The sequence below is a fragment of the Nostoc sp. EspVER01 genome, from assembly GCF_034530635.1.
Lineage (GTDB): Bacteria > Cyanobacteriota > Cyanobacteriia > Cyanobacteriales > Nostocaceae > Nostoc.
Map to the genome: position 1 here is coordinate 14315 of NZ_JAVRCS010000051.1, position 14281 is coordinate 28595.

At 40.0% G+C, this 14281-nt stretch carries 16 protein-coding genes; 10 read left to right on the forward strand and 6 right to left on the reverse strand.

Features of this window, described 5'->3' with window-relative positions; all coding sequences use genetic code 11:
• Window positions 1-225 precede the first annotated feature (225 nt).
• From RMX69_RS26910 to RMX69_RS26940, 7 genes are all read left to right on the forward strand, one after another.
• Entirely contained in the window at window positions 226-822 is a 597-nt protein-coding gene (locus tag RMX69_RS26910; RefSeq protein ID WP_322639244.1) for a DUF3177 family protein, read from the forward strand.
• Window positions 823-858: 36 nt separating this feature from the next.
• Window positions 859-1155, forward strand: a complete 297-nt coding sequence (locus tag RMX69_RS26915; protein ID WP_322639245.1) for a hypothetical protein — start codon at window positions 859-861, stop codon at window positions 1153-1155.
• Between the two features lie 570 nt (window positions 1156-1725).
• Window positions 1726-1950, forward strand: a complete 225-nt coding sequence (locus tag RMX69_RS26920) for a DUF433 domain-containing protein (RefSeq protein WP_322639246.1) — start codon at window positions 1726-1728, stop codon at window positions 1948-1950.
• Window positions 1947-2279 carry a DUF5615 family PIN-like protein gene (locus tag RMX69_RS26925; protein WP_322639247.1) on the forward strand — a complete coding sequence of 111 codons (333 nt, stop codon included), beginning with the start codon at window positions 1947-1949 and terminating at the stop codon, window positions 2277-2279. The genes RMX69_RS26920 and RMX69_RS26925 overlap by 4 nt, the downstream gene beginning before the upstream one ends.
• Before the next feature lie 34 nt (window positions 2280-2313).
• The gene (gene cbiD, locus RMX69_RS26930) at window positions 2314-3429 is read left to right on the forward strand and encodes a cobalt-precorrin-5B (C(1))-methyltransferase CbiD (RefSeq protein WP_322639248.1); all 1116 of its coding nucleotides are present in this window, start codon (window positions 2314-2316) and stop codon (window positions 3427-3429) included.
• 228 nt (window positions 3430-3657) lie between these two features.
• Window positions 3658-5280 (forward strand): glutamine-hydrolyzing GMP synthase, encoded by a 1623-nt coding sequence (guaA, locus tag RMX69_RS26935; RefSeq protein ID WP_322639249.1) that lies wholly within the window; start codon window positions 3658-3660, stop codon window positions 5278-5280.
• A gap of 653 nt (window positions 5281-5933) precedes the next feature.
• Window positions 5934-6338 (forward strand): response regulator, encoded by a 405-nt coding sequence (locus RMX69_RS26940; RefSeq protein ID WP_322639250.1) that lies wholly within the window; start codon window positions 5934-5936, stop codon window positions 6336-6338.
• A gap of 245 nt (window positions 6339-6583) precedes the next feature.
• On the opposite strand, the gene RMX69_RS26945 is transcribed toward RMX69_RS26940, so the two are convergent.
• Window positions 6584-7489, reverse strand: coding sequence for a cation diffusion facilitator family transporter (locus tag RMX69_RS26945; protein ID WP_322639251.1), 906 nt, complete (start codon window positions 7487-7489; stop codon window positions 6584-6586).
• A 377-nt stretch (window positions 7490-7866) separates the two neighbouring features.
• Between RMX69_RS26945 and RMX69_RS26950 the strand changes: the two genes are divergently transcribed.
• Both RMX69_RS26950 and RMX69_RS26955 read left to right on the forward strand, forming a co-directional pair.
• The gene (locus RMX69_RS26950; RefSeq protein ID WP_322639259.1) at window positions 7867-8076 is read left to right on the forward strand and encodes an SDR family oxidoreductase; all 210 of its coding nucleotides are present in this window, start codon (window positions 7867-7869) and stop codon (window positions 8074-8076) included.
• Window positions 8077-8325: 249 nt separating this feature from the next.
• Window positions 8326-8679 carry a hypothetical protein gene (locus RMX69_RS26955; protein ID WP_194046709.1) on the forward strand — a complete coding sequence of 118 codons (354 nt, stop codon included), beginning with the start codon at window positions 8326-8328 and terminating at the stop codon, window positions 8677-8679.
• Between the two features lie 526 nt (window positions 8680-9205).
• Here RMX69_RS26955 and RMX69_RS26960 read toward each other — a convergent pair.
• The 3 genes from RMX69_RS26960 to RMX69_RS26970 form a co-directional block, all read right to left on the reverse strand.
• Window positions 9206-9442: a DUF4327 family protein gene (locus tag RMX69_RS26960; RefSeq protein ID WP_094347157.1), complete on the reverse strand. Its 237-nt coding sequence runs from the start codon at window positions 9440-9442 to the stop codon at window positions 9206-9208.
• Between the two features lie 839 nt (window positions 9443-10281).
• The gene (gene rbfA, locus RMX69_RS26965) at window positions 10282-10701 is read right to left on the reverse strand and encodes a 30S ribosome-binding factor RbfA (protein WP_099099512.1); all 420 of its coding nucleotides are present in this window, start codon (window positions 10699-10701) and stop codon (window positions 10282-10284) included.
• Window positions 10702-10824: 123 nt separating this feature from the next.
• Window positions 10825-11031, reverse strand: a complete 207-nt coding sequence (locus RMX69_RS26970; protein WP_289797409.1) for a DUF751 family protein — start codon at window positions 11029-11031, stop codon at window positions 10825-10827.
• Between the two features lie 165 nt (window positions 11032-11196).
• Between RMX69_RS26970 and RMX69_RS26975 the strand changes: the two genes are divergently transcribed.
• Window positions 11197-12054 carry a DNA adenine methylase gene (locus RMX69_RS26975; RefSeq protein WP_322639252.1) on the forward strand — a complete coding sequence of 286 codons (858 nt, stop codon included), beginning with the start codon at window positions 11197-11199 and terminating at the stop codon, window positions 12052-12054.
• Here RMX69_RS26975 and RMX69_RS26980 read toward each other — a convergent pair.
• Both RMX69_RS26980 and RMX69_RS26985 read right to left on the reverse strand, forming a co-directional pair.
• The gene (locus RMX69_RS26980; RefSeq protein WP_322639260.1) at window positions 12026-12502 is read right to left on the reverse strand and encodes a PD-(D/E)XK nuclease superfamily protein; all 477 of its coding nucleotides are present in this window, start codon (window positions 12500-12502) and stop codon (window positions 12026-12028) included. The two genes, RMX69_RS26975 and RMX69_RS26980, sit on opposite strands and share 29 nt — an antisense overlap.
• A gap of 454 nt (window positions 12503-12956) precedes the next feature.
• Window positions 12957-14177, reverse strand: a complete 1221-nt coding sequence (locus tag RMX69_RS26985; protein ID WP_289797413.1) for a HetZ-related protein — start codon at window positions 14175-14177, stop codon at window positions 12957-12959.
• Window positions 14178-14281 lie beyond the last annotated feature (104 nt).

The window sequence follows — 14281 nt, forward strand, 5'->3', positions numbered from 1 at the left end:
CCCCTATAAATTTTTTGTAATACTCGTGACTTCTAGTCATACGAGGTTCAATAAACTATTATCAAGAAGAATTCAGGATGAATTGGAGTCCGACTGACTCCTGAATAAAAGGGTTTAATAGCCCTGGTTTATTTAGCAGTCTATGACAAGTTAGTGGTATAAAATACTACTTAATTTAATATTTGGACTCCTGACTTCTTCTTTATCTATTGTTTGAGAAAAAATATGGACTATGATATTTGGTTTCGACCTTTCGTCTGGATTGATTACCGACTGGCAGTATTATTCCTGGTAATTATTCCGCTAATTCTTCTGATTTGGGCATTTGTACAAAAAGCAGAAGGCATACAACGCTTATTGGCTATATACTGGCGAGTATCAAGCCTGGTAGCAATCACAATTTACTTAATGATTGCCCAGTATCCAGTTAGCTTTATATCTGGATTGATAGCTCAGATTTTGATCCCGATTTCATTGTGGTTCTGGGTGGATATCAACGATGAAATTGAGTATCAAACCAGTGGTTCTTTAAAATTGATTTTTACCTCTTGGCGCTGGGCGACAACTGTTTATTGTTTTTTGGGCGCACTAGCATTTATACCTTTTTTGGGTTGTGCTTTTTCTGGCAATATGCTTAAGACTCCCTATTGTCGTGTCTGGTTCGAGGCTCCGTTACTATTCAAAGAATATTTTCATGCTAACAGCAAGGCTGAGTTCTTAGGTTTTCTTGGCATAACTAGTTTAGTAATTTATGTGCTTTACTTGAGCTATTTTGTTTTGATTAAGCTAGGCAAACAGGGGCGTTCAGCCACACCACAGTAACCATCGTTGCGCCACCATACCCCTACTCTAAAAACAATGAATTCCATTGGTAAGCGACTGGAACAATACACCGCTAAACGCACCAAAGAAGTCCTAATTGTAACGGTGGAAATTGCTGATGAGGAAGATACAATTGCTATTTTCAAAGGCTTTTCCAGTTCTTTAATGCACCCTACAGCATTTGATGCAGATGTACCAGTCATACCAGATGGGGCAAACATCCTCAACATTGACCGAGTAGCCAGTCCTTACAATCCTGAAGCACCCCGTTATATTCAACAAGGAATTTCTTGGGAAGCTATGGAAGCTCTATTATCAGAAGTGGGTGTTTAACTAATTACTAATTCGTAATTTTACAGCAAGGCTAACTTTGAGATTGTTGATGAAGCGATGTCTACGAGAGGGTGTGACACTCGACGATTCGCTAACGCTGCGTTATCGGTGACGCAACGGGAGTATTATTATTCGGGATATTATGGACGGATTGGGCAGTTAAACCCTGTCCATTCTGAAACCTGGAGTTTTTAGGGAAAGTATATTATTCGTGTGCAGTTAAGTAAGATACAGAAAAATGCTGAAATTATTTCACAGTAAGGACTTTGGTGTTCTCATATAATCAAGAACTGCTATATTTCAATTGTTGATATTTTTTAATTTGTGCTACAATTTATAGTACTACTGTAACATTATTTCAAGCCCAATGTTGGTTCAGTGAATTGTACATATATATTACTGTTGTTGGTGAATGGAATTGAGATGGATATTGAACAAGTAAGGTTACAGTATCAGAGATTAGATCGCCATTACCAGGAAGCATTAACTAAGGATTCCATAAGCTTTCTGGATGCAATTATACTATTACTTCCTGTTCGCATTGATTAAACAAATATCTTGACTAAATTTATGAATTCCCACGACATTATTACGCTTGAACCTGGAAAACGCAGTGGTAAACCCTGTATCCGGGGAATGCGAATCACTGTTTATGATATTTTGGAGTATCTTGCTGGTGGAATGACTGAAGCAGAAATCCTAGAGGATTTTTCGGAATTAACTTCTGAAGATATCAAAGCGTGTCTAGCTTTTGCTGCTGATCGTGAGAAGAAGTTATTTGTGGTATCCCTGTGAAACTCCTTCTAGACGAAAATTTGTCCGATCGGATTATTTCACAGATTGTAGATTTGTATCCTAATTCAATACACGTTAAAACTTTAGGGTTAATCAACACCGATGATGTGGTTATCTGGGAGTACGCTAAAGCAAACGATTTTGTAATTGCTTCCAAAGATTCTGATTTTCATCAGCGCAGTCTTCTCTATGGTCATCCACCCAAATTTATCTATCTCCGTATTGGCAACAGCCCAACTTATAAAATTGTCCAAATCCTGCGAGATAACTTTGGTATAATCAGCCAGTTTGCAGATAGTGAAATGGAAAGTATTTTGGTGTTAGCGTAGGTTGAAGAATTATTTTGACTTTTAAATTTACAAAATGTCCCGTTCTGGATACACACTTCCTGTCTTTGCCTGCGCTGCTTCTGTTGCAGCTTTACACTGGTTACACGATCGCAAACCCCTAACTTTAGCATCTATAGATTTGATTGAACCCGCTCAAATTGCAGAAATCCCCATTGAACAGGTAGCGGGACTATCTGAGAATACAGCTTTAGCGATCGCTCGTAGCGATCCCGGCGATAATCTTGATTTGACTAAAGATACACCGATTTGGGCATTGGTGGAATGGCGCGAACAGGGTGATGATGCAGTAATTATTAAAGGTGGAGAAGGAATTGGTAGGCAATTAAACGCTGATGACAAGCCGGCTATTTATGCTTATGCTCAAAGGCTGTTACAAGAGAATTTGCAACGAATGTTAGCACCTGGGGAAAAAATCACGGTGACGATTATTTTACCTGAAGGGCGATCGCTTGCTGTTCGGACTTCAAATTCTGCCTTTGGTGTGGTTGAAGGACTTTCCCTTTTAGGCACAACTGGTATTTCTCAACCTTTAAGTACACCAGATCAGCTTGCGGTTTTTCGGGCGGAATTACAAAATAAAGCCAGTCGTTTTGAGAGTTTAGTATTTTGTATTGGGGAGAATGGCCTAGATTTGGCGCGTAAACTAGGGATTAATCCCGAACAATTGGTCAAAACTGCTAACTGGCTTGGCCCAATGTTAGTAGAAGCTGATGTGCTGGGTGTCAAAGAAATTTTATTATTTGGCTATCACGGGAAGCTGATGAAGTTGGCTGGCGGGATTTTCCACACCCATCACTACTTGGCTGATGGACGGCGGGAAATTTTAGCATCTCACTGTGCGATCGCAGGTTTAAAATCACCTGATATCCAAGCTGTATTTAACAGTGCAACTGCTGAAGCAGCACTAACACACCTAAAATCCCTAGATGCTGCAACTGATAGTAATTGGGTAAATAAAGTTTACAGTGCGATCGCCGAAACTATCGATGTTCGTGCCCAAGAATACATCCAAAGTCATAGCGAAAGCGGCACAAAAGTAACAGTTTGTGGCTCGATTCTCTTTGATCGCGATCGCAAAATTATCGTGAAGAGTAAAACTGCTGGTCTGTTGATGGGAAAATTATGTTAATTTATTATGAATAATCGTAAACAATCCAAAAAAATAATCCTTTAAGTAACCACTCTAGGGTAGATTTATCGTTTTAATACCATCTCCAACTCCGGGGTTTGACAAATGCACGTAAACTAGCGTTTGTCAAGGCTTTTTATACCATTATCAGCCTATCCAGGCTGGATAATAGCATCACCATAGACCACAAAGCATCTATTTATCCTTAACAGATATAACACTTCCGTCATGAATACAGCGGTGACTCTACCAACAGAACAAGCGCCCCAAACATTGGAAAATTTTGGGAGACTTGATCGCCAATTAATTGTAATTCTGGATTTTGGCTCTCAATATTCTGAGCTGATTGCCCGTCGCATCCGCGAAACTCAAGTATACTCCGAAGTTTTATCCTATCGCACTACTTCTGAACATTTGCGCCAACTCAATCCCAAGGGAATCATCCTCTCAGGTGGTCCAAGTTCAGTTTATGGTGATAACGCTCCCCATTGTGACCCAGAAATTTGGAATTTGGGAATACCCATCTTGGGTGTTTGCTATGGGATGCAGTTGATGGTAAACCAACTCGGTGGGGAAGTGGCAAAGGCCGATCGAGGTGAATACGGCAAAGCTTCATTATATATTGACGATCCCACAGATTTGCTTACTAATGTCGAAGATGGCACTACCATGTGGATGAGTCATGGAGACTCAGTTACCCAAATGCCATCGGGGTTTGAATTGCTGGCACATACAGAAAATACTCCCTGTGCTGCTATTGCTGACCACGAAAAGAAACTTTACGGCGTTCAGTTCCATCCAGAGGTGGTGCATTCTGTTGGTGGCATAGCATTAATCCGTAATTTTGTCTACCATATCTGCGATTGTGAACCCACTTGGACAACAGCAGCTTTTGTTGAAGAAGCAATTCGAGAAATTCGCGCCAGAGTTGGCGATAAGCGGGTGCTGTTGGCGCTGTCTGGGGGAGTGGATTCTTCTACCCTGGCTTTCTTACTGTATAAAGCAATTGGCGAGCAACTGACTTGCGTGTTTATCGATCAAGGCTTTATGCGAAAATATGAGCCAGAGCGATTGGTAAAGCTGTTTCAAGAACAGTTTCACATTCCTGTTGAATATGTTAACGCCCGCGATCGCTTTTTAGCTAAAGTTGCTGGGATCACCGATCCTGAAGAAAAACGCCGCCGCATCGGACACGAATTTATCAGTGTATTTGAGGAAACATCCAAGCGCCTCGGTCACTTTGACTATCTAGCTCAAGGAACTCTTTATCCAGATGTGATTGAATCTGCTGACACCAACGTTGATCCCCAAAGTGGTGAGCGGGTAGCGGTAAAAATTAAGAGTCATCACAATGTTGGCGGTTTGCCCAAAGACCTAAGATTTAAATTGGTTGAACCACTGCGGAAACTATTTAAAGATGAAGTCCGCAAACTTGGACGTTCTATTGGTTTACCAGAAGAAATTGTTCAACGGCAACCTTTTCCTGGGCCTGGTTTAGCAATTAGGATTCTGGGGGAAGTTACATCTGAGCGGTTAAATATTTTGCGCGATGCTGATTTGATTGTGCGGCAAGAAATTAACCAACGCGGTATGTATCATGATTTCTGGCAAGCATTTGCTGTATTGCTGCCAATTCGTAGTGTTGGCGTTATGGGAGATCAACGTACCTACGCTTACCCCATTGTTTTGAGGATTGTCACCAGTGAAGATGGCATGACTGCTGATTGGGCGAGAGTGCCTTATGATGTCCTGGAAGTGATTTCTACTCGAATTGTGAATGAGGTAAAAGGGGTGAATCGGGTGGTTTATGACATCACCTCTAAGCCACCTGGAACCATTGAATGGGAGTAATCAAGTTTTGAGTTGACTTAACTAAAAGCTCATTACTTTTTGCTATGCTTCAGATTAATTCCAGGAGTTTAGATTTGCATACAGCAGTTTGCAAGTTAATAGTCAAGTATATTACTTCTGACTCCTAATTCCTGACTGGATCTGGAGCGTCTTCGGCTCCGTTTCGATAAGCTGGAGTTAAGGGTTATTGGTGTAGATAATTGGTCTTTCAAGACGCGATAAATAGCGTCTCTACATCTGGGTTTTGTGCTTATCTGAACTGTATTGATTTTAAAATGACAATGCCGACCTGACTCGTTTTAAGACTCGGTATTGTCTATTTTTTTGACTTTTTTCAAGCTCTATCAAAATCCAAACCTGTTAGTAATAAAGCAGTCAGTAGCTAGTAACATTATTTTTTAACTTAAACTATTCGTTAAAGTTAATTTTTTAATGTAAAGGAATTTCAACACTAACATAATTTTATCCAGTCGATAATTATAAATGCCAGTGAATAATTAAGCATCAATTGGATGGTGACAAGACAAATTGAGTTATTTTCTAGGAAAATCGGCGCGATCGCAGTAAAATTACCAATGGTATGGTGACAGAGAAAAAATAAGCAGCTCAAAATTAGAAATACATTTCATTCGATCAACATTAATGGAGATGTTATGGAACCTGCTCTTCCCCTTGCTGGCTTAAACATCCTTGTAGTTGATGATGATGATGATAGCCGCTTTTACATTACTACTGTGTTGGAAGCTGATGGAGCCACCATTATGGCAGTTGCATCGGCAGCGGTAGCATTGAAAGTATTACCTGAGTTGCAACCAGATATCTTGATTTGTGATATTGCGATGCCTGATGAAGATGGCTACACCCTCATCCGCAAGATCCGAGCATTGAAGCCTGATATTTATGCAAAACTTCCCGCGATCGCTTTAACTGCTTATGGTGATAGCGAGTATCGTAGCCGTGCTTTGGAAGCGGGTTTTCAGACTCATGTACCTAAACCAGTCGATCCCGGAGAACTAGTTGCGATCGTCTCAGAATTGGTTGCTTCTTGTAAGAATTAACACAAAGATGTATTTATTTGTCGATCGTTATTTGTTATTTTCCTTATCATATTTTTGAAACGAAGAAATCAAGGTTATAAAACATCACCTTTGGTAAGGTATTGGCTTGGAAAAATGTTGGTAATAACACAATATACTTAGGTTCAGGCTTGATCCCCCCTAACTCTCCTTTTTAATGAGGGAATTAAAGCAAGCCTTTTTAAAGGGAACCAGTATATATAGGGTGTGATTTAGAGTTGCTGAGACTACTTTGTTTCAGCTTCAAAGCTAATTTGCTCAGACTTATATGCTGGTGGCTCAACGTGAATTAAAATTCTCACTGGACGAAATCGTTCTTCTAATCGGCTTTCTACTTCTTCGGTGATGTGGTGGGCGGTTTCTACGTCTGATGCATCCACTATTAAATGCATTTCAATAAATACTTGACGACCAAGAACACCACGAGAAGCGATCGCATGACAGTTAATTACACCTGGAACAGAAGTAGCGATCGCGTGTATTGCTTCTGGTGCGATCGCCATTCGATCTACAAGCCAAGGCAAATTCTCTTTTAAAACTGACCAGCCACTCCAAAATACCAACAAGGCGACAGGAAAAGCTAACACCAAATCCATCCATTGATAACCTAGCCAAACTCCTACCAAGCCGCCAATTACAGAGATTGTTACCCAAATATCGCTCATGGTATGTGTCGCATCAGCAATAAGAATTGAGCTACCTACCCGCCTACCCACGGCACGTTCATAAAACGCCACAAAAATATTCACACCCAGCACAATTAGTAATAACCACAATTCCGGTGGCGATATTTTTATCGGTTCCCCACCACCTTTGAGAATTCGTTCGATTGCTCCTTGCAGAATTTCAAAACAGGCTATTCCTAAAAACGAGGCAATTCCTAGAGCGCCTATTGCTTCAAACTTGCTGTGTCCGTAGGGATGCTCGCGATCGGGTTGTGGAGAAGAAAATTTACTCGCAATTAATCCTAAAACGTTGTTGGCGCTATCTGTCACACTATGCAAGGCATCAGCTAATAAACTCAACGAACCTGTCCAGTAGCCCACAAGTACTTTCAATCCCATTACAAACAGGTTGAGCAATAAGGTAATAATTAAAACCTTTCTTACTTCGGCGCGGTTATCGTAAATCATAGATAATTTATCACATCAAGTTCTATGACTTCTAATGTAGACCTCAAAATAGCAATAAACACAAATGAAGTGTATCAAAGTCTTACACAGTAAGAGCTAAGTCTCTCTATAGTCTCTATGCTTTAGATCAATTTGTTGAGATTCTTTTTAACTAACAATAGCTACAAGTTGTATAGGCATTAGTAATGGCTTTATAAATAACCGCGTATATTTGGCATTAATTTCAGGAATATTTTAATTAACTTTGTTATTAATACATCAACTGAGGTCATATCGAATTGTATTCAAAGAGATTATGATGACCATTAGTGGTCTGTATTTACTCTAAATAACCGATGGCTTAATAAGTGTTATTTACTGCCTGATAACCTCGTGGCATTACAGTAAATAATATCCAACCCGGCCCGGTGGATATCGACATGAACCCAGCGGAGGGTTCCTTTGCCGATACCATGAGAAGTATGATTGCCCTCCAGCGCTATGGTTGGAGTGAAGAAGTCGCCGATATGGTTTCCTATCTCGCCAGCGCGGAAGCCGGTTTTGTCACTGGTGCGAGTCTGAAAATTGATGGCGGCTTCGCAGCCTGATTCGGCGGTAACAGAACGACCCGATAATACTGTGATTGCAAACTGATGACAACCTGCTACGTATTAAGCACTGAAGTGCTTAATACAAACTTATTTACCTAGGACAAGATACTTATCTTGACAGACTAACGAATTACGCCAAGCTGTACTAGTGGTCTTTGAAGAAGACGCCTGGAACTATCAGAGTGAGATTGAGACCACTTCTTCCGGTAATATAAGTACTTATCAAGAAGTTTTAATAAAAAAAATATGTCTTCAATTCCTCTAACATTGAACTTAATTGAAGGTTCAGTCTCCTTCAGTTTTTCACCCCAAGCAGCACGAGAATTAAAGACAGCGACGGATCAACTGATGGAACGCCTAAAAGCGATCGCTGCTAAACCCACTCCTGGCGGTGGTAGAGTCACTCCCCAGCCTCCCCTGGAATATCGTTATACGGGTGAAGTATTTTTAGAAGTTTTTTGTAATCCTAATATCTGGCCAACGCCCTTCGCAGCCAAAGTTTTGCTGACTGTCCGCAATGTCAACATTCGCTTGACTACTGAAGCTGAACTTACTCGCATCATTGAAGACATTAATCAATATTTAGAGCAAGTAGGATAGTAGTTCATCCGATTTTTCTGGGCTTTGCAAGATTTTTTTAGAAAAAATACTATAAAAATTTTGGATTTTGCGAAAGTTGAGCCAGTTGCTTGCGGAGGTTCTCTGTATTGTCGTAACTGGTGACGGTTATGCCTGTACTTAGCAAACTTTTCAAGGCTGATTTTGGCTTTTAACAGCAAGCAGACAATGGCTTCCCTGAAGTAAGGGATGCAATAAATTGCGGGTCAAATGTGAAGTTCCTACACTTCTATCGGATCGATGTAGGAACTTCGCAGAATTTACATACTAAACTCAAGCCGTGACACCATATGTACAGAACAAATGGTTTTGATGCCTTCTTTAACTAGAAAAGTTGTATAAGTTCAGACTCAAATGCTTCTGTATTAATCAAAAACGCAAGATTCTGTATAGGGCTATGCTCATTCAAAACTAGAGATTATCCCCCAGATTGAGCGTTGAATCTTTGATGGTGACATCCACACATCAAAAACAAACTCCCAATCCCAAACTCCAAATCAAACATTGATTAGTCGTTGTCCCACTGTTCGCGACCAATTAGGTCGCCAATGCGATCGCGCAACAAAAAGTCACATTTCTCTAATTCACATTCAACGCAAACCCACTCTCTAGCTGGAATGTATTGGCAGAGGCTATATATTGGCTGTTGTCGGCTAACCATTCCCTTTTGCACCAGTCGGCGTGCTTCGTCTTGAATCACATCTAGAGAGTAGTAATTGATAGAAGGCACCGTATTCACACTCATGTTTTTTACTCACAAATTAACACTTACGATAGTGTTCCCGTTAAAAATTAGGAACAAACATTACAGAAATTAGACTTGTGGCTAGGATTTTGTAGTTTGCTATACGGAACTATTTTTATTTTGACGCTACATCTCCTGAAATTATCTCAAGAAATGTTAAGAAAGTCAACGAATCCTGACATTTTTCAATAATCCGCTTTACAAAAAAAATTCCAAGTAGTTAACTTAACCTGCTTATGTAGCTGTATGACTTTGATGCCACAAGTCTGAAAGTCTTGCCGTTACTGTATTTAGGCAAAATTTAGTTGGTGGGAGGAGTTTATATCGAGATCGCTTACATATCAAATAATCACCTTAAAACCTGGATCTATAACTGCGAGTATTCATCTAAGGTAAACAACACAATAATGTTTGTCAGTCACTAGGGTATAAACTGTTGCAAAACATAACGGACAAAGTATACTACGAAGGCTCTAACCATAGCATCTGTTAACAATTTCTTAAGTAAGCCTGTAATTTCTTAGTTAATTTCAGCACTAATATCATCCAGTTTTGTTTTAAAAAACATCTGTAAAAGGGTCGGGTAATTCTCTAATTCGTAATCAGGACACACATAAACAGGAGTCAGAATTTCAGAATTAGTGAATATTCCACCCATAAAGGAATGGATTTCTAGCAAGGAAGAATGTTTAAACCTTGTTTCGCCTACAAAAAGAGAAGTATCTTGCTGAATTGGGTTATGTTCACATTAAAACAGACGCGATCTAGTCACGTCTGTAAACTGTTTGGCGGATTTGCTGAGATTAATTGTTCTGAAGTTACATTGTTGTTTTAGTTACTTATTCGGAGAATTCTTCATCATTTTGAACAGTGCTGTCTTCTACTGCTACCAGATTTTCTGGCGGGCGATCGTGGTTAAGTTGGTTTAGTAGTGCCAATACTTTATTACCGCGTTCTATAGAGCGATCTTCGAGAAATATCACCTCTGGTGTACGACGTAGCCGTACCCGCGCCCCAAGTTCGCTGCGGACATAACCTGTGGCCGACTTTAAGCCTGCCATTGTTTCTACCTTAGCTTCATCTGTTCCATAGATGCTGACGTAGATTTTGGCGTGTTGGAGATCGCCGGAAACATCAACATCAGTCACACTGACCATTCCAGTACCCACACGGTCATCCTTAATGCCGTTGAGTAGCATTTGGCTAACTTCCCGTTTGATCAGTTCAGCAACGCGGGAAACCCGACGATTTGTAGCCATAAAAATTTCGCCTCATCACAGAGGTTGTACGACAAAAATAGATGCAAATTGCGTAGACAGTACTTAGCGAGAGCAAGGCTAAAAGCAACCGTCTATAAGGCATAGCCTCGATATAACGCTAGTCTAAATTGTACTCAAGCCCAGCATTGCCCGTAGGGTGAAAGTAAGAAAGACTAGGCTGCTCACAAATAACCCCAAGATAGCGATCAAGGTGATAGGGCGTTTCAACAATGGCATTAATGGCGCAAAGGTGTTCAGAAACAAGCCTAAGACGATCGTAATTAAGTATCGGGGGTAGCGAAAGACGTTATCCCAAAATCCGTCAAACATCTGAATGTAAACTGCCTTGTTATATACTTACGTTTGTTTTGATATGCTTTATCTACTCAATTGTAATATATGCGGCTGGAAAATTAGTCAGTTAATCTAAAATTTGGCTTGTCGGTTATATTGGCTTTATTTAGTCATAATTATTTTCAGTTAAATTGTAAGTAAATGGTAATTCAAGTCTCAAAGGAAACTAGCCCGCGTCCATTTTTGAAGTGGGCAGGGGGTAAAAGTCGGTTGATACAGCAATATATTCCTTATTTTCCCAAGAGTTATAAAAATTACTATGAGCCATTTTTAGGTGGTGGTGCTGTTTTTTTCTATCTCCAACCAAGTGCAGCCATTTTAACTGATATTAATGCCGAGTTAATTAACACTTATTGTTGTGTTAGAGATCGCGTTGAGGATTTAATTTCTCTATTGAAAGAGCATAAAAGCCGACATGATAAAGATTATTACTATAGTGTCAGAAACAACTCCATCGGTACTGATATAGAAAAAGCTGCTCGTCTAATTTATCTTAATAAGACTTGTTTTAATGGTCTTTATCGAGTCAACTCACAGGGTAAGTTCAATGTGCCATTAGGCAGATATGACAATCCCAATATTTGTGCTGAGGTTTTACTAAAAGCAGCCTCAGAAGCACTTTCCCATGCAGAAATTAAACAAGCAGATTTTACAGAAGTCCTAAATCATGCGACTAGCAGTGATGACTTTGTATTTTTTGATCCGCCCTACCATCCTATCAGTGATACTAGCTATTTCACTGCTTATAGTCAAAATTGTTTTAGTCAAAAAGACCAAGAACTTTTAAGAGACACTTGTGCAGAGTTAGCAAGTCGTGGTGTCAAAGTTATGGTATGCAATTCTGATAGTGAATTTATTCAAAAAATTTATACAGATATCAATTTTGAAACCTATAAAATTAAAGCAGCGCGTTCAATTAACTCAAATATAAAAAATAGAGGCGTTATTAACGAATTATTAATTACATCCTTTAAAGATTTTTATTTGCCCAAGCAATGAATCTATCTAAGCTATAAACTGCTAATAAATTATGGTTATCATTAACCCTTGCTCTAAGCCATTTGCTTGCGCCTTCTCGCATACCTTCACCGCCTAAAATTACGATAGTTGGTGCTGGGTAATAGTGCTGAATATTCATGTTCAAGTAAGGAAACTTTTCATCAACTGAACCGGGGCTTTCTTGCCATTTGCACTCAAAAATTAAACCAGATGGCATTGCAGATGAGCCGACAACATAAAAATCAACCTTCAGATAGGTATGATAGATTCCAGTTCCAATATAAACTTCTTTCCCATAACGTTTTGGCAATAAAGTAGCATTTAGTATAAATTCTTTTTGGACATAGTTCCCTACTTGGAAATAATTATGCCCATGCAAGATTGCTTCTACATTTGCTTCTAAAATATTCCCAGACTTATTTGCCCGTCCGCCTTGAGTCAGAGCCATCTTTAATCCCTCTGCCAAAAGTCCTGCTTATTATAGGATTTCACAGAAGCAGTAAAAAAGGTTCAGTTGCTTAATATGAATTTTTGATTTTGGCTAAAGGTAGTTGGATTAATGGGTGAAAAATCGAAAAATATTGGTATTTTTGTACTAAATAAATACAAATGTATTAATAATTTTGATGAGGGAGGAGTTAGTAATTTAGATAAATTCAGATAAGAGTTATTTGTGGAAAATTGCGGCGAATTGAGGGGTAAAATTTAAACGCATAGGCGCTTCTCTACGAGACGCTACGCGAACGCCTTCCCGAAGGGTAGGGACGCAGAGGGAAGCGCAGAGACACACAAAGAATTCGCTACGAATTAATGAAATTTTGTATTTAGTCTATAAGCTAAATTCGCGCTCCTCTTCACAGTCATAAGCTTCGATAATGTTTTTTAGTTATTTCACCTTAGCTTCAACCTGTTTGTGCCTCAGTATGACCGTTGCGGATAGACCATGCTATTTCTAAAAGTTGAGTCCAGCGCTTTTGTAGCTGTTTGGGGGTGCATTTGATGGTTTTGGCGATCGCCAGATCATTCTCCCGTGCAGTTTTTAACTGTAATATTTGCTGTTGCTGTTCTGTGAGTTGATTTACAAAGATTTCCCACTGCTGAGAAGATAAACCCAATTTTTGCTCTAAACCCGCGCCTAACCATTGATGTACTAATTGCCAGTGGTGTTGTTTGGCAAACTTTTCTACGTGGTATTTAAAGCGTTGTTGGAGATAATCGCGCTGACGGCTGGTTAAACCGAGAATTTGGTCAATTTCTGGGGCTGAGAGGTCTTGAAGTTTCAAGCTGAGGTAGTTCATACAATCAGATTGACCTTGAGATTCCAGGTATTTCATCAATTCAGCGATGACGCGATCGCGTTCTGATTCTTCAGATGGATCGAAATTAGTTTGGGCAATCATTTGCGATCGCAGCTGTTGCACCGCCGAGTTGCGCTGGTAAGATTCTGCTTCTTCACCCTTAGCAGACTCTACCGCCATTTCAATATCCACGGTCGTTTCTTGGGGCTGACGACGAGCAAAACCTTGGGCGCGCAAGATAATCAATTGCTGATTTGCACCACCAGGTAAATTGATCCGGCGTTTGGCATACTGCTCTGTAAAAGCCATGTATTCAGCTAATTGCAGCTGAGTACGCGGTGTGTGATTCTCTGGTAGTTCGTTTTCTCTACGGAAAGCTTTGATTGCTTCGATATAAAATGCTTGTAAAAAATCTTCAATCAGGCTGTAACGAGCATCAAAGCCCAACTCAGAGCCGGACATAGTTACATGACGGTAAACCATAGCACCCAAATTGCTATGTAATTCCACTCGCCCTTGTTTGGAACCTAGTTGGTAGTAACGTAAGCATTTTTGCATCCGATGCCTTCCCAACGTCATCTGCCAGGACTTGATTTCCCCAGATGTTTGAATGCGGGAGCTTTTATCGCAAATGCGTTCTACTTCTACGGCTATGCGTTTTGCTAAAGCTTCTACACACTTGGGTGTTGCTTTCACTTGCGCTTGCATTTCCTCAGACAGCAATTGAATCAAGCGATCGCTGCTGCTATTTGAAAATTCTTCAGTTGAAACGTGGTTATCAAAAATGGGTGTAGAGTTTGGTAGATTGACGACGTTAGCTTTCATGACTTTTCCAGTAGTATTGCACCGTAATTACAACGCAGACACAGCAATCAAAGCTGTCCAAGGCTTGTGAATCTTTAGGCATTCATCCATCAAGACTTGCCGTA

Bases quoted from the DNA above. Each gene is read 5' to 3' on its own strand.
- guaA (WP_322639249.1), top strand. From the start codon at position 3,658: ATGAATACAGCGGTGACTCTACCAACAGAACAAGCGCCCCAAACATTG.
- cbiD (WP_322639248.1), top strand. From the start codon at position 2,314: ATGTCCCGTTCTGGATACACACTTCCTGTCTTTGCCTGCGCTGCTTCT.
- RMX69_RS26970 (WP_289797409.1), bottom strand. From the start codon at position 11,031: ATGTTTGACGGATTTTGGGATAACGTCTTTCGCTACCCCCGATACTTA.
- RMX69_RS26945 (WP_322639251.1), bottom strand. From the start codon at position 7,489: ATGATTTACGATAACCGCGCCGAAGTAAGAAAGGTTTTAATTATTACC.
- RMX69_RS26955 (WP_194046709.1), top strand. From the start codon at position 8,326: ATGTCTTCAATTCCTCTAACATTGAACTTAATTGAAGGTTCAGTCTCC.
- RMX69_RS26985 (WP_289797413.1), bottom strand. From the start codon at position 14,177: ATGAAAGCTAACGTCGTCAATCTACCAAACTCTACACCCATTTTTGAT.
- RMX69_RS26975 (WP_322639252.1), top strand. From the start codon at position 11,197: ATGGTAATTCAAGTCTCAAAGGAAACTAGCCCGCGTCCATTTTTGAAG.
- RMX69_RS26960 (WP_094347157.1), bottom strand. From the start codon at position 9,442: ATGAGTGTGAATACGGTGCCTTCTATCAATTACTACTCTCTAGATGTG.
- RMX69_RS26920 (WP_322639246.1), top strand. From the start codon at position 1,726: ATGAATTCCCACGACATTATTACGCTTGAACCTGGAAAACGCAGTGGT.
- RMX69_RS26910 (WP_322639244.1), top strand. From the start codon at position 226: ATGGACTATGATATTTGGTTTCGACCTTTCGTCTGGATTGATTACCGA.
- rbfA (WP_099099512.1), bottom strand. From the start codon at position 10,701: ATGGCTACAAATCGTCGGGTTTCCCGCGTTGCTGAACTGATCAAACGG.
- RMX69_RS26940 (WP_322639250.1), top strand. From the start codon at position 5,934: ATGGAACCTGCTCTTCCCCTTGCTGGCTTAAACATCCTTGTAGTTGAT.
- RMX69_RS26980 (WP_322639260.1), bottom strand. From the start codon at position 12,502: ATGGCTCTGACTCAAGGCGGACGGGCAAATAAGTCTGGGAATATTTTA.
- RMX69_RS26915 (WP_322639245.1), top strand. From the start codon at position 859: ATGAATTCCATTGGTAAGCGACTGGAACAATACACCGCTAAACGCACC.